The following is a 21320-nucleotide window of genomic DNA, read 5'->3' on the forward strand; positions in this document are numbered from 1 at the left end:
GCACTTGGACGCCCGGCGTTCGAGCGCGTACTCGCGACCTGAATTGAACGGGTAAGAGCAACCTGCATTCTGAATTCGATTTCTGCAACAAGGCCCTGGCAAATTACCTTTGTGGTGCAGCAAGGTGAGACAGAGCATACATACCAGTGGGATGTTCAGATCAAATGACAGGACTGTTAAAAGCAATCCTCTCTGCCTTGCTATGCCTGTCGTTCTCAACACTTGGCGTTGCTGAAGTCATCCTAACAGCAGATGAAACTGCACAGGTCCTTTCGCACGGCCCGTGGCCACACCGCGCCCCGCTTGACGTAAGCAACCGGCTTTCTGGCAATGAACTGGCCATCGAGCTGGGTCAAATTCTGTTTTCATCGCAAAAATTATCGAAGAATGGGCAGATGAGCTGCGTTTCCTGCCACGACCCTGCTCTTGGCTTCACGGAAAGGAAACAAAGGTCTGTCGGGCGCGAGCTGTTAAAGCGCAATACGTCGTCTCTTTACAACATCACCTTTCACCATTGGTTTGGCTGGGCCGGGGAAAATGACAGCTTATGGGCGCAATCTCTGCGACCAATACTTAGCACTCAAGAAATGGCGATGAGCCTAGCAGAACTTGCTGACTTGACTGAAGAACCTGAATTTTCAGAGCTGTACCAGGGCCTTTTTCCTGACTTTTATGATCACAGTGAAGAAGACGCCGCCGTCAATCTAGCAAAAGCACTTGCCGCCTATCAAGAAACGCTAGTGACTGGCAGAACATCTTTTGACGCCTTTCGCGATGCATTGGCCAGTGGTGACCTTGCGAAAGCTGGGCAATATCCGCTAGGCGCACAGCGTGGTTTTCAAATATTTGCCGGCAAAGGACGCTGCACCTTTTGTCATGTCGGCCCATTTTTCTCCAATGGAGAGTTTCATGATATCGGCCTGCCGTATTTTCTTGAGGAAGGCGGTGTAGATGGGGGAAGAACACTGGCACTTAAAGAGCTGAAGACCAACCCATACACGCTTGCAAGCACCTTTTCTGATGATCCGCAACACACAGGTGCATGGCGCGTGGACACACTGATCCCACGTCATTCGGACTTCGGGATTTTTCGCGTGCCCAGTCTTCGAAATTTGAACGAGACAGCGCCCTATATGCATGACGGTTCAAAGCAAACCCTAGCAGATGTTGCCCGCCACTATTCGCAGGTCGATATTGAGCGGCTCCATGCAGACGGAGAGGCAATTATTCGCCCATTCGATCTGAGCGAGGACGAACTGTTTGATTTGGTTGCCTTTCTGGAAAGCTTAAGTCTCGTCAATCCATGACCGTCTAGAGTAACCACATCAATAATCAATCAGACAAATCATGTATTTTAAGTACATTTCCTATGTAACTTAATTAAAATACATTTCATATTCTAGCATTAAACTGCGTAAATTAACACGATTAAGTAAACTTATCATTTTTTCTATATCACGCCTTAGTTTTCCTTATTTCATCTGTATAGCTATTTCTGGTTTTGTTATTTTACTTACAGATGACAGGGTAATATCCGCATGTTTTCATTAAAGGGCAAAAAGGCCCTTATCGTTGGAGTGGCAAACAGTCAGTCCATTGCTTGGGGATGCGCGAAAGCCATGAAGGCGCAAGGCGCAGAGTTGGCCCTTACATATCTAAACGACAAAGCGAAAAAGCATGTGGCCCCACTGGCAGAAGAATCCGGCGCCGCAATTTTCGAGCCGTTGGATGTTACCAGCCCACAGCAGATTGACGCACTGTATAGGCAGATAGAGAAGGTGTGGGGTCGGTTAGATATATTGCTCCATTCCATCGCCTTTTGCCCGCAAGCTGATCTTCATGGCCGCGTCGTCGATTGTTCTGCAGAAGGGTTCGGACTTGCTATGGATGTATCCGTGCATTCATTCCTGCGCCTGATCCGTAAGTCAGAGCCGTTGATGCCGCCCGGCTCCAGCATCATGACAGTCACCTTTCATGGATCGGAGAAGGTCATCAGCAACTACAACATCATGGGCCCAGTAAAAGCTGCACTCGAAAGCACAACCCGCTATGTAGCCTCCGAACTGGGGCAAAAGGGCATTTCGGTCAATGCGCTTTCGCCGGGCCCCCTTGCCACACGTGCAGCCAGCGGCATTGCAAGCTTTGACGAGATGCTGGCCGATGCAACCGAACGTTCCCCCACACGAAAACTCGCCACCATAGAAGACATAGGCGCTTATGCAGCCTTTCTGGCCAGCGATGAAGCCATGAATATAACCGGCGTGGTTCACCCCATTGACGGCGGATATCGCATCATCGGATAGGCAGACACCGAGGTAGATTATGCAAGTAGAACTCTTTTCCAAGCGCACTGCCCAGTACTTTGAGGCGCTCGCAGAACAAAACAAGTTTCTGCAGGTCGCCAATTCACGGCGCAACACGCGGTTGATGCAAGACTTCCAGCAAAAACAGACGAAAACCAAGAGTAAAACTCAAGTCCTGGCGGATTCCTGGAAGAACTATGAGACGCCCAAGGATGTCTTTGAGGCTTGGACCCAGTATGTCAAAGATTCTGGCGAGCGCGCGATCCTCACAATGGATGCTCTGCGTGAAAGCAGCGATACCTTTTATGACCATCAGGCCAAAGGCTGCCCGCCCGTTCTCATCTATGACTATGAGGTGATTGTTGAGGGACGCAATCTGCCGCGCCCATGCAACTACATGCTTTTAAAGATTATTCCGCCAGATGGCGTAGAAGTGTTCGACTGGAAGCGCCCGTATGTCATCATCGATCCACGCGCGGGTCACGGGGCAGGGATTGGCGGCTTCAAAGATGATAGTCAGGTGGGTGTCGCCTTGCGTGGCGGGCATCCGGTATATTTTGTTGCCTTCCATCCGATGCCCGAGCCTGAACAGGAACTGGCTCACGTCACCCATGCAGAAGCCACCTTTCTGCGGGAGATAATCTCGCGTCACCCAGAGAGCCCTAAACCGATTGTAATCGGCAACTGTCAAGGCGGATGGGCGGCGGCTATTTTGGCAGCTGTCTACCCAGAACTTGTGGGGCCTATCGTGCTTAATGGGGCGCCTATGTCGTATTGGAGCGGCAAGATGGGGCAGGACCCCATGCGTTATTCGGCAGGTTTGAGCGGAGGGATTGTGCCAGCGCTCCTGTCTGCTGATCTTGGTAACGGTGTTTTTGATGGCGCCAATCTGGTTCAGAATTTTGAAATGCTCAATCCGGGGCGGAATTGGTTCCGAAAATACTACGACCTTTACAGCAATATCGACAGTGCCGAAAAGCGATACCTGGACTTTCAAAAGTGGTGGGGTGGCTATTATTACATGACGGAGGCCGAATTCCGCTGGATTTTGGACAACCTGTTCATCGGCAATAAACTGGCGAAAAACGAAGCCTTTCTGGAACCTGGGCGCCCCATAGACCTGAAAACCATCAAATCACCGATTATCGTCTTTTCCTCCTTTGGCGATAACATTACCCCACCCGATCAGGCGCTGAACTGGATTGCAGATACCTACACAGATGAAGCTGAAATCGAAATCCTCGGCCAGCGCATCTTGTACATGCTCCATGAAGATGTTGGTCATTTGGGAATATTTGTTTCCTCCAGCGTCGCAAGGCGCGAGCACGCGCAAGTTGCCTCAACCCTCAAAACCATCGAGGCTATGCCTCCCGGCCTCTATAAGATGCAAATCGTCAAAAAGAAGGGCAAAGGCAGCGATGCCAAGTTCACGGTGAGCTTTGCCCGTAAGACCATTGATGAAATGCTCAAGGAAACAGATACGCGCACAGATGAAAAAGCATTTGCAGGCGTGGCTCGCTTTTCTGAAAGCATGGAAGACATATATGACAGTACTGTTGGCCCTCTGCTGAAAACTATGACCAGCAAACAAGTTGCCGACAAAACCCGTGGAATGCACCCGATGCGACTCGCAAACGGAGCATTTGCCTCAACCAACCCTTTCATGTTTGCACCATCCATGGCAGCAGCCTCCATCAAGCAAAACCACAAGCCGAACCAGGCTAAAACTCCCTTCCACTACTGGGAGGACATGTTGGCCGACAGCGTGGAATATGGATGGGATGCGTTAAAGGACTGGCGCGAAGCCTTTATCGAAAACAGCTTCCTCACCTTTTGGGCATCACCTGCTGCTGTGGAATATGGCAAGGCATTATCGTTCCGCCGTCCTAAAGTGCCAATGCAAGACCTGCACAGCCTAACCAGCATCCAAAATGCGCTTAAGAAGATCGAAAAAGGCGGTGTAGCAGCTGCAATTGTGAGGATCGTCTTGATGATTGCAGACACCCGCACCGAAGTGCGCGGAGAAAAGTTGGAGCGCTTCAACGAGGTCTTGACAACGTGGGCACCGTTCAAATCTATGGAGCCAAAAGAGCGCAACTTCCTCATTCACGACCAGACGTTGATCGCCCGCTTTGAGATGGAGGCGGGGTACAACGCCCTTCCTATTTTGCTTAGGAGCGAAAAAGACAAAACCTATGCCTACAAAGCGCTGACCTATATCATAGGCAAAGAAGACGATATGGCGCCAACATCACTGGGGCTATGGGGCTCCTTGAAGAGTATGCTCAACTGGAATTAGGAAGTTTGCATGACAACGACCTACCAGAATACACCCTACGACCAGATCAAAGTCGGGATGGAGGCATCTTATGAAAGGGTCTGCTCAGCAGATGACTTTTACGTCTCGGCTTATGCCTCTGGCGACCTGAACCCTCTCCACCTGCCAGAGGAAGACCCGGAGGACGACGGAGTGTCGAAAGGGGTCGCTCCCTCCCTTTGGGTCGCTGGCCTCATCTCGGCAGCTCTGGGCAATTATCTACCTGGACCAGGTACACTTTACAAAAGTCAGAGCCTGCATTTTCGTGGGCGGGCGTTTGAAGGCGACAGGCTAATTGCGCGGGTGCGAGTGACCAAAAAGCTTGCTGAAAATGTGGTCGAACTGCAAACCACTGTTGAGCGTGCCGACGGGAAGCTGATCGTTGAAGGCGAGGCAGAGGTGATTGCGCCGCACACCAGTAAAACCATATCGGCTGGAGAACTGCCTGGCCTGACTGTTCGCAATTACAAACACTTCGAGAGACTTTTGGATCAGGCGCGCCCGCTGGCACCGCTGTTAACCGCTGTTGTGGTTCCTGACGATCATAAGTCTTTGGGAGGCGCACTTCTTGCTGCCGAAAACACGTTGATCACCCCCATCCTGATTGGCCCCAAAGGCAAAATCATGGAGGCGGCCGACCGGCTTGGCAAAAGTCTGTCCGAGTGTAAAATCATCGACGTTGTAAGCGAGCGGCAAGCGGCAGCCAAAGCCGTTGCGATGGTGCATGAGGGCACAGCGCAAGCCATCATGAAAGGGAACCTTCATACGGATGTGTTGCTGGGGCAAATTGTAAAGCACGACAAGGGATTGCGAACTGGCGTGCGCCTGAGCCATGTGTTCGTCATGGATGTGCCCGGGCTGGATAAGCTCTTGTTCATTAGCGACGCGGCGATCAACATTGCACCGGATCTGGAGGTCAAAGTTGATATCGTCCAAAACGCTATCAATCTGGCAAATGCACTTGGGCACCCACAGCCCAGGGTTGGCATTCTGTCTGCGGTGGAAACGGTAAACCCCAAAATCCCGTCAACGTTGGATGCAGCTATCCTTTCCAAGATGGCGGATCGCGGGCAGATCAAAGGTGGTATTGTAGATGGCCCATTGGCCATGGATAATGCTATTGATATTGAAGCAGCAACAACCAAGGGCATCACTTCACTGGTTGCAGGACGGGCAGATGTATTGATTGTCCCTAATCTGGAATCTGGCAATATGCTGGCAAAAGAGCTGGCCTTTGTCGCACACGCCCAAGTGTGTGGTGTGGTTATGGGCGCACAATGCCCGGTGATCCTCACCAGCCGCGCTGATGACGATAAAGCCCGGGTGATGTCCTGTGCTGTTGCGCTCCTTTACGCAGCGAGCAAAACATCATGAGTTTTTATTTTACACTTAATACCGGATCATCGTCAGTTAAATTCTCCCTTTACAAAGCACACGACAAACCAGAGTTTTATATCTCGGGCAGCATCGAGTGTTTAGGCCCGTCTGCCAAGCTGAAGATGCAAACCCCCATTGAGCAGGTGCGCAGAGAGCTTGGCCCCATCGATCATGCCAGTGCAGTTCCCGCCATTTTCTCGGCTCTAGAACCCTTTCTAAAGGGCTCATCTGTTGTTGGTATTGGCCACCGCATTGTACACGGCGGGCGGTCCTTTTTTGAACCAACTGAGCTGACACCAAAGGTGATGGACGAACTGGAGCAGCTCATTCCACTTGCGCCTTTGCACCAACCCTACAGCCTTGCCACTATACAAGCGGCCAAACAGGTGTTTCCCGACGCATTACAGATTGGCTGCTTTGATACTGCCTTCCATGCCGGGCATTCTTTTCCCAACGACGCCTTTGCTATACCCCGTCATTTTTATGAGGAAGGCGTGCGGCGCTACGGCTTTCACGGACTCTCCTTTGACGCCATTTGCAATGAGATGCGTGACCGATATTCACAAGTGGCGAATGAACGACTGGTCATCGCACATTTGGGTAATGGGGCCTCCATGTGTGCAGTCAACAATGGCCACAGCATAAGTGCAAGCACAGGGTTTTCTGCCGTGGATGGCTTACCAATGGGCACTCGCTGCGGACGACTGGACCCAGGCGTCATGCTTTATCTTATGCAGGAAAAGAAACTTTCACCTGAAGAGATCGAGACCATCATCTATCGCAGGAGCGGCCTGTTAGGGCTCTCTGGAATATCCTCCGATATGCGTGACCTTGAAGAATCTAATGATCCGTTCGCTATCGAGGCGATCGACTATTACTGCTATCAGGCGCGCCGCGAAGTCGCGACTATGGCTGCCAGTCTGGAAGGAATTGATGCGTTGATTTTCAGTGCAGGCGTGGGTGAAAACTCAGCGCTTGTGCGTTCCAAAATCTGTCAGCCTCTTGCATTTCTCGGTATCACCATCGACCAAAAAAAGAACACCGTCAATGCGCCGGAAATCGGGACTGGGCCAGTGCGTGTATTCATTGTTGCAACAGATGAGGAACAGGTCATTGTACGGGCAGTGGCACAAGCTCATTCAAAATCTCAAGTAAGCTAGGCTTGATCAATAAAACGGCGGCTTCTAATCTCCCTTCAGTTTCTTGCAGCCTTTGCTTTCAAAGTGAGTTTCATATGTCCGTATTATCCCCGCGTGTTGTTCTTCGGCCTCTCACCAGCGAAGATTATGAGGATGTCGTTACTCTCATGAACGAGCTAACTAAGGGTGAGCCGGTGGTAAACGATGCGGATGGGCTTGCGCATTTTTCCGAACTGCTTGACCACGAGGGCACAACGGTATTTGGCATAGAAGTCTATGACCGCATTGTCTCCTGCGCCACCCTCCATATACTGCCAAATATGACACGCAGCGGGCGCCCCTATTGCCTTGTCGAAAACGTAGTGACCTTGCAAGCTTATCGCGGAAAAGGCTTTGGCAAAATGGTCATGAATGCCCTTCGCGACACAGCATGGCAGGCGAACGCCTACAAGATCATGTTGCTCACCGGACAAGATCGGGGAGCCAAAGGATTTTATGAGGGGCTCGGCTACACGGGAAACCAGAAGCATGGGATGGTTCTTCGTCAGGTCCCTCCTTACAAAGCACCTGAAGAGCGAGAGCAAGCGATACCGAGCCCTCAAGCCGTACTGCTTGATTAGTTGCACAAGAGCTGATCAGCAGCTCCCAATATGCTTGCCAGAGCCGGCGATTTGCAGGGGGGGATCCGCCACTCCCCCCGTTGCACTACACACTCTCAGTGTCAAAAATCAGCGTGCGACCTCAAACAATTATACAGCGCGCGCGCAACAATTTTTGCGCGCAATTGGTTAGTCTATTTTCGCCAAAACAGGCGTTTTTAAGAAAAATCTTGACTTCACCACACCGTTTAAGCAGTCTTGATGTAATCGATTACAAAGCCCAATAAGTATTAGGTAAGCGATTGCACTAAGCTCTTACTCTGGGAGGTGTAGGGGTGACTGGTGGTTTTATCCAACGGGAGGATTTCGGATGAAAGGCCTTAATGCATTACTGGTTACAGCAGCTTTACTTGCATCAACTACATTTACTCAGGCTGCGGATTTAGAGGTAACACATTGGTGGACATCTGGCGGTGAAGCTGCTGCCGTGCGCGTGTTTGCTGATGCCGTGAACAACTCTGGACACACATGGGTCGACAGCGCGATTGCAGGCGGAGACAATGCCCGTCCAGTCATCATCAGTCGTATTTCCGGCGGCGATCCAATGCAGGCAACCCAGCTTAATACCGGTCGTGATGCAGAAGACCTGATCAGAGCAGGGCTCATGACGGACCTTACCGAAGTTGCCGAAAAAGAAGGTTGGGCCGATATCATACGACCAGCCAAACTGTTGGACAGCTGCCGCTATGAGGGCCGAATTTATTGCGTACCAGTCAACATCCATTCATTTCAGTGGATGTGGCTAAACAGGAAAGTCTACGAGCAAAACGGACTCGCGGTACCAACAAACTGGTCAGAGTTTGTGCAGAGCGCACCAACACTACGTGACAAAGGCATTACGCCGCTGGCCGTCGGTGGTGAACCATGGCAGCTCTCCGGAATGTCCGGGGTCTTCCAAGTGGCAGTGGGCGGCGTCGACCTTTACCGTAAAATAAAAGCCCAAAAGAGCGTCGAAGCGGCATCTGGGCCAGAAATGCGGAAGGTCTTTCAAGCATTTGCCGATGCCCGTGACCTTGGAGACAATGGCCATGTTGGCAGGGCATGGAACAATGCAACCTCCATGGTCATCACTGGTAAAGCCGCAGCACAAATCATGGGAGATTGGGCGCAGGGCGAATTCTCAATGGCTGAACAGGTTGCTGGGAAGGACTATGATTGCTTGCCGGGCCTTGGGATGAACCCGGTATTGGATACAGGGGGCGACTCATTCTTCTTCCCTAAACCAGTCGGCGACCAGCCAGATGTTGTAAAGGCTCAGCTTGAAATGGCCAGCCTGTTGGTTTCCAAGGCTGTTCAGGTTGACTTTAACCTCAAAAAAGGCTCACTTCCAGTACGCGGGGACGTGGATTTGAACGCTGCAAACTCCTGTATGAAAAAAGGTATTGCGATTCTGAGCGATCCCGAAAACATCTTGCCGGCCACAGAACAAAGCTTCTCTTCTGATACACAAGGTCAGCTGGAGGATCTTTGGGTTGAGTTCTTCAATGCCCCTGAGATGACCGTTGACGAAGCACAAGCGCGCTACGCGCAGATCATCGAATTTGCTGATTAACGCGCAGCATGCCTGAAACCGGGATGAAACGCAGGTCAGCATCAACTGACCTGCGGCCAGTCTCCTACAGGAGAGGCGATGATGTCGACCTTAAAGCGATCAAATCCCCTTTTTAGAAACCTCAACGCAAAAATTGCCGCCTTACCCATGATCGCCACCACGCTTGTGGTGTTTCTTGGGTGCTCAATCTGGACCGTCGTCTACTCCTTCACAAAGTCCCGCTCACTGCCTCTCAATGACTTTGTTGGGCTAATGCAATACGAGCGTTTGTTTCGTACCTCCAGATGGCTGATCTCACTTGAAAACATCGTCATATATGGTGTGTTTGCATTGGTCTTTTCATTTGTTGTGGGCTTTGTTCTTGCAGCGCTCATAGATCAGAAAATTCGCTTTGAAAGCACCTTCAGAACCATTTTTCTATACCCCTTTGCCTTGTCATTTATCGTCACTGGTGTGGTGTGGCAGTGGATTTTAAACCCCACAATGGGTCTACAAGCGTCCATCCGCTCCATGGGCTGGGAGAGTTTTACATTTGACCTGATTGCAGGTCGTGACACCGTTATATACGCGCTGTTGATTGCAGGCCTTTGGCAAGGGACCGGCTTCGTCATGGTGCTCATGCTTGCTGGTATTCGCAGCACTGACGACGAAATCTGGAAAGCTGCTCGCATCGACGGTATTCCAACCTGGAAGACTTACCTATTCATCGTCATTCCGATGATGCGCGGAGTGATTATGACCACGCTTGTAATCGTCGCTGCAGGCATCGTTAAGCTCTATGATCTGGTCGTGGCTATGACACAGGGCGGGCCGGGGATTTCCTCGGAAGTTCCGGCAAAATATGTTTACGACTTCATGTTTGCCCGAGGCAACTTAGGACAGGGGCTTGCAGCTTCCACAGTCATGCTCACCACTGTGCTCATTATCATTATTCCATGGGCCTACCTGGAATATGGCAGGAAGAAAAAGGGGTAAGTCATGACGAGCGAGCTGTTACACGACCAGCAAAAACCGCGGACCTATAGCTTTGATGCAAGGCCACATGAGCCCGCTGGAGCAAAACCTGCCAAACGCTTAAGCCCTGCGCGCATTATGATTTACAGCCTCTTGTTTGTGGCAACGCTATACTACCTGTTGCCGCTTTACGTGATGGTTATGACCTCGCTGAAAGGGTTACCGGAAATCCGTTTAGGCAACATTTTCTCGCCTCCTATGAAACTCACATTCGCCCCTTGGGTAAAGGCATGGGACGGCGCTTGCACCGGGCTTTATTGCGAAGGCCTGAAAGTGGGGTTTTGGAATTCAATAAAGATCACAGTCCCCAGCACGATTGTCTCCATCGCGGTGGCCTCTGTAAACGGTTATGCACTGACCAACTGGAAGTTCAAAGGTTCGGAAGTCTTTTTTGCCATTCTTATTTTTGGGTCCTTTATCCCTTATCAGGTCATGTTATTTCCGCTCGTTATCATCACCCGCGAACTGGGCATATTTGGTTCTTTGAGCGGCATTGTGTTCATTCACACCATTTTCGGCATGCCAATACTCACCCTCTTATTTCGCAATTATTTCATGTCGTTGCCGCCAGAATTATTTAAGGCAGCACGCGTTGATGGAGCCGGGTTCTGGCGGATCTTCCTTGTGATCCTCGTCCCCATGTCTTTGCCCATTTTTGCTGTTGCCTTAATTTTGCAAGTCACCGGGATCTGGAACGACTTCTTATTCGGACTGGTATTTGCCGGCCTCAAAAACTTCCCCATGACCGTCCAACTCAACAACATCGTCAACGCCACGCAGGGGGTGAAAGAATACAACGTTAATATGGCTGCCGCCTTACTGACAGGGCTTGTGCCGCTTTCGATATATTTCATTTCTGGCAAGTTGTTTGTGCGCGGTATCGCTGCCGGCGCGGTGAAGGGATAAACTCATGAACTCCATCGAAATCAAAGACCTTTCTTTGCGCTTTGGTGAGGTTGAGGTTCTCAAAAACCTGAACCTGAGTATTCATAAGGGTGAGTTTCTAGTGTTGCTCGGCTCTTCTGGCTGCGGCAAGTCCACACTACTAAACTGTGTTGCCGGACTGCTTGACCTTTCACATGGCCAAATTTTCATCGATGAGCGCAACGTCACGTGGGAAGAACCCAAAGACCGTGGCATTGGTATGGTTTTTCAATCGTACGCGCTCTACCCGCAAATGTCGGTACGCGGAAACCTGAGTTTCGGTTTGAAGAATGCGGGCATTCCAAAAGCAGAGATTGCGAAACGCATTCAGCGTGCGGCGGAAATCCTCCAGATCCAAGATCTGCTTCACCGTAAACCCGCTGCACTTTCCGGCGGTCAACGTCAACGTGTCGCGATTGGTCGTGCTCTGGTGCGTGATGTGGACGTATTTTTGTTCGACGAACCACTCTCGAATCTGGATGCAAAACTGCGGGCAGATTTAAGGGTCGAGATCAATCGTCTACATCACCGCCTTAAAAATACGATGATCTACGTCACCCATGATCAAATTGAGGCCATGACACTTGCTGATCGCATTGCAGTGATGCGCGATGGAAACATTCTCCAGTTGGATGTCCCGAGCCAGATATACAATCGCCCAATTAACAAATATATCGCCGGCTTCATTGGCTCGCCCTCCATGAATTTTCTGGAAGGCAAGCTCAGCGCAGGCGATAATCCGAGCTTTATCTTTGGGGACGAAAGGTTTGACATGTCCCGCTACCGTTTTGATGGTGAGGGCCAACAAAACGGCGCAACAACCCTCGGAGTAAGGCCTGAACACATCCGCACAGGCAACGCAGCACAGGAAATGCCGATCTCACGCAACATTGTGGTAGAAGTCGTTGAACCCATGGGCTCCGACACCTTGGTTCGGACCCACCTGGCAGGTCAGGAGTTCCGCCTGCGCATGGACGGGCTGGCAAGCGTCAACAAAGGCGACAACCTCCTAGTCGGCTTCGATCCAGCCCAAGTTTCCCTGTTCGAAACCACCAGCGAGCAACGCCTTTAACATGATCAGATGCTCTTCTTATGTCGCGACATAGATAATACTCAGCCGCGTTTACGGCTTATATGAGCTGTGACGTCTAATATTGCCTGCTCGAAGCCAATGGTAGAACAAAGCGCCAGCGCCACCCGAAACCGTTTGGTCCTTAAAAGTCCCAAACCGATTTCAAAAGGCCTGATCACTTCCTTCTACAAGTTTCATTTTGGGTATGCGCGCGCGGCAATTCCCATAAGCTTGTTCAACTGTCACGCTTATAACAGCCTGGGCATTTGGCCATAATTTCTCATCTTCTTTATTCAGCTTGCGAACTTGCGCTTTGCCGTTCACCCGCACACGGCGTTGCTGTGTGAAGTCGACAAACAACATCCCAATATGAGGGTTCGAGTGCATGTTCCCCAGGGTTTGATAGAGGCCATTCCCGCTAAAGTCAGGAAACACCAAGGTCTTCTCATCAAATACCTTACATGCGAGCAATGGGATACCATTCGGTGAATACTCTCTCCCACGAAAGCTCGCATCGCAATGTCCTTCTGCACTTGACGTTGCGATGAAGAAAAAAGGTTGAGCTTCGATAAAGTGAGCCAGAGGCGGTGAAATGGCCTCCCGAAGCATCTTGGGTAGGCTGAATTCATCCCAGTGGTAGCTGCTAGGATATTTCTCCCTCATATAGAGCTCACCGTCATGTCCCATCAGATTATCAGGACGCAAAGACTGATCATTCATAAATTTTTAAACCTCTTGAAATTGGAATAGTACAGCTTCAACATACCACCGACCGGTCGGTCGTAAAGTCGAAAAATTTAGACGCTCGCTAAATTGAGGGTGCAACAATGGTCCCCTTGACATTGAACAAATACCCACTCAAATTAAACCCGACCAGTCGGTAGGAAAAGCGAAATGAAAGTCAGCTACGAAGATTTATTGGAGAAGGCGAGCGTCATGTTGCGTGACAGGGGCATTCACAACACGTCGATGAGTGACGTCGCCGAGGCAGTGGGCCTTCGCAAAGCATCTTTATACAGTCGCGTAAACAGTAAAGAGGACTTGGTGCGCGAGGCCTTAGCTCACGCTCTCAAAAAACTGCTGGACGGCCTGACTATAACCGGAGACTGGCTTGTCGATTACTGCAACGCAGTAGACTTCGTTGCTAATCACTTGAAGGCAAACAGGCGGTGCATAGGGCTTCATTTACTCTACGGATCGGCAGACACGCCCGGCGCCGTATACACCCAAGCCTTTTTCCCTGGTCTGAAAAGCCGGTTTGAAGAAATTATACTGCAAGGTATGGATAAAGAGGTGGCTGAAGAACTTGCAGAACACACCTTAAGCCTCTTGGAGGGCGCAACACTTTGGCCCATGGTTTACGAAAACACTGAGCCACTAGAGCGAGCGCAGAGGATCCTTACTGCAATCGCACAGGACTTGATCCCCCCAGAAACCGACGAGCGCGTCTTAAACATCCTAGAGAGGTTCCCAGCAGAGGTAGCAGCACGGAGCAAAACAGTTCGCAGCCTCGCAAAAGAACTGGCTGAAACCGAGGCAGAGCTTTTAAGGGTGCGGGCAGCCCTTGCTGGGCAGATCGAAGCCGAGAGTTGTTTTCTCTGAAACTCCGATTGTTTAACTTTCTAAAATCGCTTCCGCATCTATCTTTGATCGGTGGTAGATGGTGCGTCTGGGTATTCGCCCTAACATCCAAGGCCAAAGGAAGGTGATAGGATCATTACCAGTTTGGTTACGGTTTCATGCCGTCTTTGCGAACTGGTAAAGACCAAAGCGAACCAACGAATAGCTCAGGCGAAAACCTCCCAGGGATGATGTCTGAAAACAAGAGCAGGAGTGCCCTCGTCCGGCCTCCTGCTCGTTTTCTTTATAAGTGTTTGAACACTTACAGCTGTGTCAGAACCATATGCGGCTCGCCGTCTGAAGTTCTCTCACTGGTGGTGCCATCTGCATTGATGGTACACGTTACCCGCTGGCGATAAGCCGAGAAGCTGTCAAAGCTCACCACATCCACCGGTTCATCAAAATGCAGCGTCAAACGCACACGACAGGTTGCCGTTGAGCTGTGAACACCAAGAACCTCTGCTGCAAAGCGCTGTCCAAGATACTTACCCGTCACCCTTTGGCCAGGGCGCAGGAACAGTACAGGCGGGCGATTGCCGACAGCTGCATAAAGGGTATTCCAGTCCTTATACCCTTGTTGTTGGGCAATCAGTTCCAGGGTTTGTGAGTGAGAGAGGGGTTCGCCGCGCTTTTCCAACGCAACGCGCAATTGCTTTGCCTGCGTTTTTAATGCGGAAAGGGAAGGAAGAGATCCGTTCATATCATAGCCTCAAACTATGCGGGATGAACTTGATGGGGCTCGCATTGCCATCAACCCGCTTATTTGGGCTGCATGTGCACACTGTCTTCAGGCTTCACCAAGAGCTTAAACTCCGCGAGCGGCAGGGGCCTGAACCCGTGGCACGCAAAATACACAGGAACACAAAGCCTGTCAAACACACACCTTGAGAGCCTAGTAGAACTTGCCCCTTGCAGTTACTGGCCAGAGGGTTTCAACAAATCCGTTGCGCAGGCCCACATACCAATCATGGAGATTGCAGGTGGGGTCACAGTGCCCTGGGATCAGCAAGAGCCTGTCATTCAACTTCAAGGAGTTTGCCCGGTCTTTCAGGACACCATGTTCGTCCGAAAAGACAAGGCTTTGCAGGTCAGGCCGATCCAAGACCGTTGGCAGTCCGGAGTCGATGCTATGAGCTTTCAGGCCAGCATCACAAACGGCCTGACCGTCAATATCAATGGACATGATCGATGTGAGCAGGAAGAGAGCATGCTTGAACGCTGGTAGGTGTGCGCCTTCTTTGGTTTTCACCTTGCGATAGTCCGCATCCATAAAAAGATAGGAGCCGCATTGCAGCTCGTTAAAGACGCCAGAGGCTGCTTCAAACGGGTAGCTGCCCGTTCCCGCGCCGCCGACGATTTCGCAGGTGATGTCATGGCTTGCCAGCAAATCCACCGCGTCCTTGGTGATTGTGATTGCTGTGTCCAGCAGTGCCTTTCTCTGTGCATATTCATAGGCATGTTGCGCTGAGCCCTGATAGGATTGAAGCCCTGCAAACCTAAGATGAGGTGTGGTAAGGATCGCTTGTGCAAGTTCAAGAGCGGCTGCGCTGTCAGTCACACCGCACCGCCCGCCGCCGCAATCCAGCTCCACCAAAACTTCCAGCTCTGTGTTATGTCTTGCAGCCGCTCTGGAAAGCTCGGCGATATTGCTTAGGTCGTCTGTGCAAACCAAGATGCGCGCGCCCAATTTGGGAAGTTGAGCTAAGCGGTCGATCTTGTTTGGGTCGCACACCTCATTAGAGACGAGGATATCGGCAATACCGGCACGTGCGAGCGCTTCGGCTTCGCTTACCTTTTGGCAACAGACCCCGCACGCACCGCCACTGTTGATTTGAAGCTGTGCAATATCGGCTGATTTGTGCATTTTGCAGTGTGCTCTGTGACGCACGCCGTAATGGGTGATCTCATCGCGCATCTTAACAAGGTTATGGTCAAAAGCATCCAGGTCTATGATCAGCGCAGGTGTTTGCACCTCTTCTAGCCTCATGCCGGGCAGGGCCGGGATATCGTAGCCTGGAGCGTACTTAGAAAAATCTTTTGTCACGGCACTATTCCTGAAACTGTAAAATGCAGAGCAACAGTGAACAAGAATGAGCGCCGGAGCAATGGGGTGTCCACTGTTCCGGCAAGGTCTTTTTATATGGCTTTGATATAGCGGATCTTTCCGCCTGAGGATATCGTCTCAGCCGCTTGCATAATTGACTGTGTGTCGATTCCATAGTGCCGGTAAAGATCTGCAATGGTGCCTGTTTGGCCAAAATGCTCCACACCAAGAGTGCGGATTGTGTTGCCCTTGACCGCGCCCAGCCAAGCCAGAGTTGCCGGGTGCCCATCGAGCACGGTGATGAGCGAGCAGTTCTCTGGCACATCATTAAACAGACGTTCAATATGGCTTTGCGCATGGTGCGCCCCACGGTCGCGTGCGCGTTGTGCTGCCGTCCACCCCGCGTTCAGGCGGTCGGCTGATGTAATTGCCAGCAGGCCAATGTCCCGGCGGTCTTCTGCCATCAAGCCAACAGCGTTAATGGCCTCTGGTGCAACAGCCCCTGTGTAGGCAATAACGATTTGAGCATTGGGGCCGGGTTTGCGCAGCCAGTACGCACCATCAACAATGTCCTGCTCCTGCTCAGCTGTGAAGGTGCGCAAAGGTTGCTCAACCGGGCGGGTTGAAAGGCGCAGATATAAGGAACCGCCCGTCTGATCTCGCAGCCATGTACGTTCATCAGGATCGCCCTCACCATCGCGCTGCATGTAATCAAACCCAAAGCGCATGATGATGGCCAACTCATCCACGAAGGCGGGCTCAAAGGCTGCCAGTCCGTCCTGCGCCATGCCCACCAGTGGTGTGCTGATGGATTGGTGCGCGCCTCCTTCCGGCGCGAGCGTAATGCCCGATGGGGTTGCCACCAACATAAAGCGCGCATCCTGATAACAGGCGTAATTAAGCTGATCTGCAGCTCGCAAAATAAAGGGATCATAAACCGTGCCTATGGGCAGCAAGCGCTCTCCGTTGATGGAGTGCGAGAGCCCTAAAGCAGAGAGCATGAGGAAGAGATTGGATTCTGCAATTCCAAGCTCCAGATGCTGTCCACTGGGTGAGAACGACCATTTGTAGGTCGATGGAATGTGCTCTGATTTAAAAGTATCGGCAAGCTCTTCCTTGGCAAACAAACCACGTTGATTGACCCAGCCTCCCAAGTTGGTGGAGACGGTTACATCTGGTGCGGTGGTCACGATTTTTTTGGCCAACTCCCCATCAGCCTTGGAAATCTCGTGAAGGATCTGCCCAAAACCCATCTGTGTGGACAGGGATTTTTCTGCGCTAGCTGGTTGTGGTAAGCGCGCTGGCACTGGCACTGTATCGGCCTCGTACCGCCGTGCACCTTTGGCAAAGAAAGGGGCGGTAGCGACAAGCCGCTGCAAGCTTGCCGCGTCCTGTCCTGCACCCTCCCATTTGTCCCATTCATGGCCTTCCCGAATACCAAGCTCCTGGCGAAGGCCATCCATTTGCTTTGTGGTCATCAAGCCAGCATGGTTGTCTTTGTGGCCAGCCAATGGAAGGCCGAAGCCCTTTACTGTGTAACATAGGAACAAGGTGGGGCGGTCATGCGTTCCTGCCTCATCAAAGGCGTTAATGAGGGAGGGAAGGTCATGCCCACCCAAGTTGCACATGAGTGCGGAAAGCTCATCATCGCTGCGGCGGTTAATCAGCTCACTTACATCACCCTGATCACCCAGCTCATCCAGCAGGCGTTTGCGCCAAGCTGCACCGCCCTGATAGGCCAGTGCGCAATAAAGCTGGTTGGGGCAGCTATCAATCCAACTGCGAAGTTTATCGCCGCCCGTTTCTTTAAAGGCAGCTTCTTGCAGGCTGCCGTATTTAAGGACAACAACATCCCACCCGAAACTGCGGAAAATGCTCTCAAACTTTTCCCAAAGCCCTTCACGGATCACAGCATCCAGTGACTGGCGATTGTAATCCACGATCCACCAGCAATTGCGAAGGCCGTGTTTCCAGCCTTCCAGCAATGCTTCGTAGATATTGCCTTCGTCCATCTCTGCATCACCAATGAGCGAGATCATCCGGCCTTCTGGCGCTTTGTTCAGCCAGCCATGGGCCGACACATAATCCTGCACCAGAGAGGAGAACAGGGTTTGGGCGACCCCGAGGCCGACGGAGCCGGTAGAGAAGTCAACGTCATCAATATCCTTGGTCCGTGACGGATAGGATTGTGCGCCGTGGAACCCGCGAAAATTTTGCAGCTTCTCTAGTGTTTGATTGCCAGCAAGATACTGAATAGCATGGAAGTTTGGCGCAGCATGGGGTTTAACGGCCACCCGGTCCTGAGGCCGCAGGGACTTAAAATAGAGCGCTGTCATTATGCTGCTTATGGAGGCACACGAGGCCTGGTGCCCACCTACCTTCACTTCGCCAGTTTGCGCGCTGCGCAGGTGGTTCGCGTTGTGAATGGTCCACGAAGCAAGCCACCTCACACGGCTTTCCAGTATAGCCAAAGCTTCCAATGAAACTGCGCTCATAAAATTCCCCGTCGATTTCGTTAGTTTTCCTCACTCATTCGAGAAGGCTAACAGGTTATCTCAGGAATTAATGTCCCTAGCATATTGATATATCTGTAGGAATAAGGAGATTTTTTGAGCTTATTTGCGAAATGAAGAAAAATACTTTCTGCTACCCCTTGGGCAACGCAGTTTTTGGCCGATCATAGGGCTTTGACGTTACGCTTCGTCATTTGCATTGCTGGTGGCTTTCGTACCTCGCAACAGCATCGGCACGAGAATAGTCAAGAGCAGCAGACGAAACACGTGGTGGGCGGCGACGAAGGTAGGATCGAGGCCGCTTTGGACAGCGATTGCTGCCATAGCCTCAACACCGCCTGGCGCAAAGGCAACAAACAGTAAACTCGGGTCCAGGCCTACGATTGGCATGACCAGAACCACGCCAAGAATTGCCATGCCCACTGTGATGAGTGTGACGAGCAGTCCCGCGCCAATGGATTTAAGAAACAGCTCCGCGCTAATGCCTTTGAAACGTGTTCCAATCAATGCCCCCATCACCAAAAATGCGCTGATCGTTGCCCACTCCGGCATCTTACCGGGTGTGAGTTCAGAGAGGTGCCCAAGGGAGGATACGAGCATTCCGCCAAGCAAGTAAGCAGCAGGCAGCTTCGCCTTTAAGAACACAAAGCCAATGAGGGCGGCACCGGATAAAAGATACAGCGCTGATAAGGCGGAGATATCGTGGGCTGGCAGGAAGGTCGCGCCGGTATCTACAAAAACAGCGTGACAAAAAGCGGAACGCAAATGGTGAGGAACAAAACACGGGTGCTTTGGGCGAGGCCAATACGTGTCACATCAGCATTGCTGTCTGCTGCCATGCTGAGGATATAGCTCAGGTGACCGGGAGAGGACGCCAAGGAAGCGTTGTAGGCATCAAACCCGAAGAAGCGTACCAGTAATGCGCGGCTGAGGAGCATACTAACTATGAGGCTGACGCCAAGTGCAAAGAAGCTGGCAGGCCAGGCAAAGGCGGCATCTACGACGTCAGGAGTGACACCAGAACCGATGCTCACGCCCAAAACCACAAAGCACGAAGTTCTGAGCCAAAGCGGGATGGTAACGGGTGCGCCCATTAGTCCGCCAATGGAAACGGCAAGGGCTGAGCCGGTAAGGGGGGCTGCGGGGAAGCCTGCAAGAGTGAAAAGGCCTGCTCCGGCACTGGCAATAACGAGTGTTAATGCAAGCAGGGCGATATCATGACCATTTTTCATCATCTTACGAATTCCCCGCAGCGTGCTTATTAATCGCTTTCAGCTGCCTGTAGTTCCTTTTTGCGAACCAACCGTGCCCGGAAGGTTGGCAACGCCACCAAAATAACGGCCAGTGCCAGAAGACCCATTGTCATGGGACGCTCCACAATAAACCTAATGCCATCATAAAGCTGCATGGACCGGGAGAAGTTGTCTTCAAGCATACTGCCCAAGATGAAGCCGATCAGCAGCGGGGCAAGTGGGTAATTGGCAAACCTGAGCAGCGTCGCGCAGACGCCAAAGCCAACAAGAATCAGCAGTTCAGTCGCGTTATTTTGTCCAATATATGCGCCCATAAGCGTAAAGAACAAAATGAACGGGATGAGGTAGTTGCGCGGGACCGCCAGAATCTTGGCGATGTACGGGATCATTGGCAGGTTGAGGAACAACAAGATCACATTGCCCACATACATGGAAATAATGACAGACCAGAAGATTTCAGGCTGATCAATCATCAAGCGCGGACCGGGCGAAACGTTCAGCGCAATCAAAGCTCCCAACAAAATTGCGGTTGTACCAGAGCCTGGAATACCGAGTGTCAGAAGCGGCACAAAAGAGCCGGTACAAGCAGCATTATTGGCAGATTCTGGCGCGGCAAGACCTTTGATTGATCCCTTGCCAAATTCAGCTTGCTCTTCTTTGCTGGCAAGGTTGCGCTCCACAGCATAGCCAAGGAAGGAGGCAATAGTTGCCCCTGCGCCGGGCAACACACCAATCAAGAACCCTTGAATGGACTGGCGACCAATAACGGGCGCGATTTTCTTAGCTTCAGCTTTGGTAATTCTCAGATCCTTGATGTCGCCGCCGCTGCCGCCAGAGTTGGAGCGCGATGGGTCAAGCACAAGGAATAAGGCTTCTGGCAATGCAAACATAGCCATTGCAAGCGTAATGAACCCAAAGCCGGATTGCAGATCCAATATACCCATGGTGAAGCGAGGTTGGTTGAACAAGGCTCCTTCGCCGACAGTTGCCATCATAAGGCCAACGAGCGTCATCAACAGCGCTTTGCCCACTTGTCCGCTGCCTGCAAAGGCTGCAATGGCAGAGAGCCCGACGACCATAAGCGCGAAGTATTCAGCAGAGTGGAAGAGCAATGCTACAGATGCCAGTGCCGGTGCAAAGATCATCAGTAGGATTGCGCCGATGCTGCCCCCTGCAAATGAGGAAATCGCCGCCACGGTGAGGGCTTTGCCCGCCTTGCCTTGGCGTGCCATGGGATAGCCATCAAAACTGGTTGCGACAGTTGAGGCAACGCCCGGAGCGTTGATTAAGATGGAAGACGTGGACCCACCGAAGATCGCCCCGTAATACACACCAGCAAGTAGGATAAGAGCTGCCGATGGGTCGCCAATTGAAATGGCGACCGGGATCATGATCGCGATGATCGACATTGGGCCCAGACCGGGCAACATGCCGATGAATGTGCCAATCAAACAACCGCCGATGACCATCAACAGGTTGGAAATTGAGAAGGCCGTAGACAGACCAATCAGAATGCCGTCAATCATTTTGGCC

General features: G+C 51.6%; 18 protein-coding genes. 11 read left to right on the forward strand and 7 right to left on the reverse strand.

Going from position 1 to position 21320, the window contains the following annotated elements; genetic code table 11:
* The first annotated feature begins 164 nt into the window (after window positions 1-164).
* The 10 genes from BMZ51_RS19725 to BMZ51_RS19770 all read left to right on the forward strand — a co-directional run bounded on the left by BMZ51_RS19725 (window position 165) and on the right by BMZ51_RS19770 (window position 12357).
* Window positions 165-1307, forward strand: a complete 1143-nt coding sequence (locus tag BMZ51_RS19725) for a cytochrome-c peroxidase (protein ID WP_068006997.1) — start codon at window positions 165-167, stop codon at window positions 1305-1307.
* A gap of 231 nt (window positions 1308-1538) precedes the next feature.
* A complete protein-coding gene (gene fabI, locus BMZ51_RS19730; protein ID WP_068006995.1) occupies window positions 1539-2303 on the forward strand; it encodes an enoyl-ACP reductase FabI in 765 nt (254 codons plus the stop codon).
* 19 nt (window positions 2304-2322) lie between these two features.
* On the forward strand, window positions 2323-4602 hold the full coding sequence (locus tag BMZ51_RS19735) for a DUF3141 domain-containing protein (protein ID WP_068006991.1): 2280 nt from the start codon (window positions 2323-2325) through the stop codon (window positions 4600-4602).
* A gap of 9 nt (window positions 4603-4611) precedes the next feature.
* Complete coding sequence (locus BMZ51_RS19740) at window positions 4612-5994, forward strand: bifunctional enoyl-CoA hydratase/phosphate acetyltransferase (RefSeq protein WP_068006989.1); 1383 nt, start codon at window positions 4612-4614, stop codon at window positions 5992-5994.
* The gene (locus BMZ51_RS19745; RefSeq protein ID WP_068006986.1) at window positions 5991-7157 is read left to right on the forward strand and encodes an acetate/propionate family kinase; all 1167 of its coding nucleotides are present in this window, start codon (window positions 5991-5993) and stop codon (window positions 7155-7157) included. Before BMZ51_RS19740 ends, BMZ51_RS19745 begins: the two co-directional genes overlap by 4 nt.
* Window positions 7158-7231: 74 nt before the next feature.
* Window positions 7232-7756, forward strand: a complete 525-nt coding sequence (locus BMZ51_RS19750; protein ID WP_068006984.1) for a GNAT family N-acetyltransferase — start codon at window positions 7232-7234, stop codon at window positions 7754-7756.
* A 349-nt stretch (window positions 7757-8105) separates the two neighbouring features.
* Window positions 8106-9347, forward strand: coding sequence for an ABC transporter substrate-binding protein (locus tag BMZ51_RS19755; protein WP_068006982.1), 1242 nt, complete (start codon window positions 8106-8108; stop codon window positions 9345-9347).
* 81 nt (window positions 9348-9428) lie between these two features.
* Entirely contained in the window at window positions 9429-10322 is an 894-nt protein-coding gene (locus BMZ51_RS19760) for a carbohydrate ABC transporter permease (protein WP_068006979.1), read from the forward strand.
* Between the two features lie 3 nt (window positions 10323-10325).
* Window positions 10326-11267: a carbohydrate ABC transporter permease gene (locus BMZ51_RS19765; RefSeq protein WP_082825652.1), complete on the forward strand. Its 942-nt coding sequence runs from the start codon at window positions 10326-10328 to the stop codon at window positions 11265-11267.
* Between the two features lie 4 nt (window positions 11268-11271).
* Entirely contained in the window at window positions 11272-12357 is a 1086-nt protein-coding gene (locus BMZ51_RS19770; RefSeq protein ID WP_068006976.1) for an ABC transporter ATP-binding protein, read from the forward strand.
* Between the two features lie 162 nt (window positions 12358-12519).
* Here BMZ51_RS19770 and BMZ51_RS19775 read toward each other — a convergent pair whose 3' ends face one another.
* Entirely contained in the window at window positions 12520-13077 is a 558-nt protein-coding gene (locus tag BMZ51_RS19775; RefSeq protein ID WP_068006975.1) for a pyridoxamine 5'-phosphate oxidase family protein, read from the reverse strand.
* A 174-nt stretch (window positions 13078-13251) separates the two neighbouring features.
* Here BMZ51_RS19775 and BMZ51_RS19780 point away from each other — a divergent pair, with 174 nt between their 5' ends.
* Window positions 13252-13959: a TetR/AcrR family transcriptional regulator gene (locus tag BMZ51_RS19780; RefSeq protein ID WP_068006965.1), complete on the forward strand. Its 708-nt coding sequence runs from the start codon at window positions 13252-13254 to the stop codon at window positions 13957-13959.
* A 280-nt stretch (window positions 13960-14239) separates the two neighbouring features.
* On the opposite strand, the gene BMZ51_RS19785 is transcribed toward BMZ51_RS19780, so the two are convergent.
* The 6 genes from BMZ51_RS19785 to BMZ51_RS19805 form a co-directional block, all read right to left on the reverse strand.
* A complete protein-coding gene (locus tag BMZ51_RS19785) occupies window positions 14240-14677 on the reverse strand; it encodes a glyoxalase superfamily protein (RefSeq protein ID WP_068006964.1) in 438 nt (145 codons plus the stop codon).
* A 192-nt stretch (window positions 14678-14869) separates the two neighbouring features.
* On the reverse strand, window positions 14870-16021 hold the full coding sequence (locus BMZ51_RS19790; RefSeq protein WP_068006961.1) for a DSD1 family PLP-dependent enzyme: 1152 nt from the start codon (window positions 16019-16021) through the stop codon (window positions 14870-14872).
* Window positions 16022-16113: 92 nt separating this feature from the next.
* Window positions 16114-18516, reverse strand: coding sequence for a transketolase (locus BMZ51_RS19795; RefSeq protein ID WP_068006958.1), 2403 nt, complete (start codon window positions 18514-18516; stop codon window positions 16114-16116).
* Window positions 18517-18714: 198 nt separating this feature from the next.
* The gene (locus tag BMZ51_RS24640; protein WP_208979590.1) at window positions 18715-19299 is read right to left on the reverse strand and encodes an AbrB family transcriptional regulator; all 585 of its coding nucleotides are present in this window, start codon (window positions 19297-19299) and stop codon (window positions 18715-18717) included.
* Window positions 19266-19769, reverse strand: coding sequence for an AbrB family transcriptional regulator (locus BMZ51_RS24645; RefSeq protein WP_208979591.1), 504 nt, complete (start codon window positions 19767-19769; stop codon window positions 19266-19268). Before BMZ51_RS24645 ends, BMZ51_RS24640 begins: the two co-directional genes overlap by 34 nt.
* Window positions 19770-19795: 26 nt before the next feature.
* Window positions 19796-21313: a tripartite tricarboxylate transporter permease gene (locus BMZ51_RS19805; RefSeq protein ID WP_068006956.1), complete on the reverse strand. Its 1518-nt coding sequence runs from the start codon at window positions 21311-21313 to the stop codon at window positions 19796-19798.
* Window positions 21314-21320 lie beyond the last annotated feature (7 nt).

The organism is Pseudovibrio axinellae, assembly GCF_900110875.1.
GTDB classification, from domain to species: Bacteria; Pseudomonadota; Alphaproteobacteria; order Rhizobiales; family Stappiaceae; genus Pseudovibrio; species Pseudovibrio axinellae.

Coding starts and splice junctions, on each gene's coding strand:
- BMZ51_RS19725 (WP_068006997.1), top strand. CDS start 165: ATGACAGGACTGTTAAAAGCAATCCTCTCTGCCTTGCTATGCCTGTCG.
- fabI (WP_068006995.1), top strand. CDS start 1,539: ATGTTTTCATTAAAGGGCAAAAAGGCCCTTATCGTTGGAGTGGCAAAC.
- BMZ51_RS19735 (WP_068006991.1), top strand. CDS start 2,323: ATGCAAGTAGAACTCTTTTCCAAGCGCACTGCCCAGTACTTTGAGGCG.
- BMZ51_RS19740 (WP_068006989.1), top strand. CDS start 4,612: ATGACAACGACCTACCAGAATACACCCTACGACCAGATCAAAGTCGGG.
- BMZ51_RS19745 (WP_068006986.1), top strand. CDS start 5,991: ATGAGTTTTTATTTTACACTTAATACCGGATCATCGTCAGTTAAATTC.
- BMZ51_RS19750 (WP_068006984.1), top strand. CDS start 7,232: ATGTCCGTATTATCCCCGCGTGTTGTTCTTCGGCCTCTCACCAGCGAA.
- BMZ51_RS19755 (WP_068006982.1), top strand. CDS start 8,106: ATGAAAGGCCTTAATGCATTACTGGTTACAGCAGCTTTACTTGCATCA.
- BMZ51_RS19760 (WP_068006979.1), top strand. CDS start 9,429: ATGTCGACCTTAAAGCGATCAAATCCCCTTTTTAGAAACCTCAACGCA.
- BMZ51_RS19765 (WP_082825652.1), top strand. CDS start 10,326: ATGACGAGCGAGCTGTTACACGACCAGCAAAAACCGCGGACCTATAGC.
- BMZ51_RS19770 (WP_068006976.1), top strand. CDS start 11,272: ATGAACTCCATCGAAATCAAAGACCTTTCTTTGCGCTTTGGTGAGGTT.
- BMZ51_RS19775 (WP_068006975.1), bottom strand. CDS start 13,077: ATGAATGATCAGTCTTTGCGTCCTGATAATCTGATGGGACATGACGGT.
- BMZ51_RS19780 (WP_068006965.1), top strand. CDS start 13,252: ATGAAAGTCAGCTACGAAGATTTATTGGAGAAGGCGAGCGTCATGTTG.
- BMZ51_RS19785 (WP_068006964.1), bottom strand. CDS start 14,677: ATGAACGGATCTCTTCCTTCCCTTTCCGCATTAAAAACGCAGGCAAAG.
- BMZ51_RS19795 (WP_068006958.1), bottom strand. CDS start 18,516: ATGAGCGCAGTTTCATTGGAAGCTTTGGCTATACTGGAAAGCCGTGTG.
- BMZ51_RS24645 (WP_208979591.1), bottom strand. CDS start 19,769: ATGATGAAAAATGGTCATGATATCGCCCTGCTTGCATTAACACTCGTT.
- BMZ51_RS19805 (WP_068006956.1), bottom strand. CDS start 21,313: ATGATTGACGGCATTCTGATTGGTCTGTCTACGGCCTTCTCAATTTCC.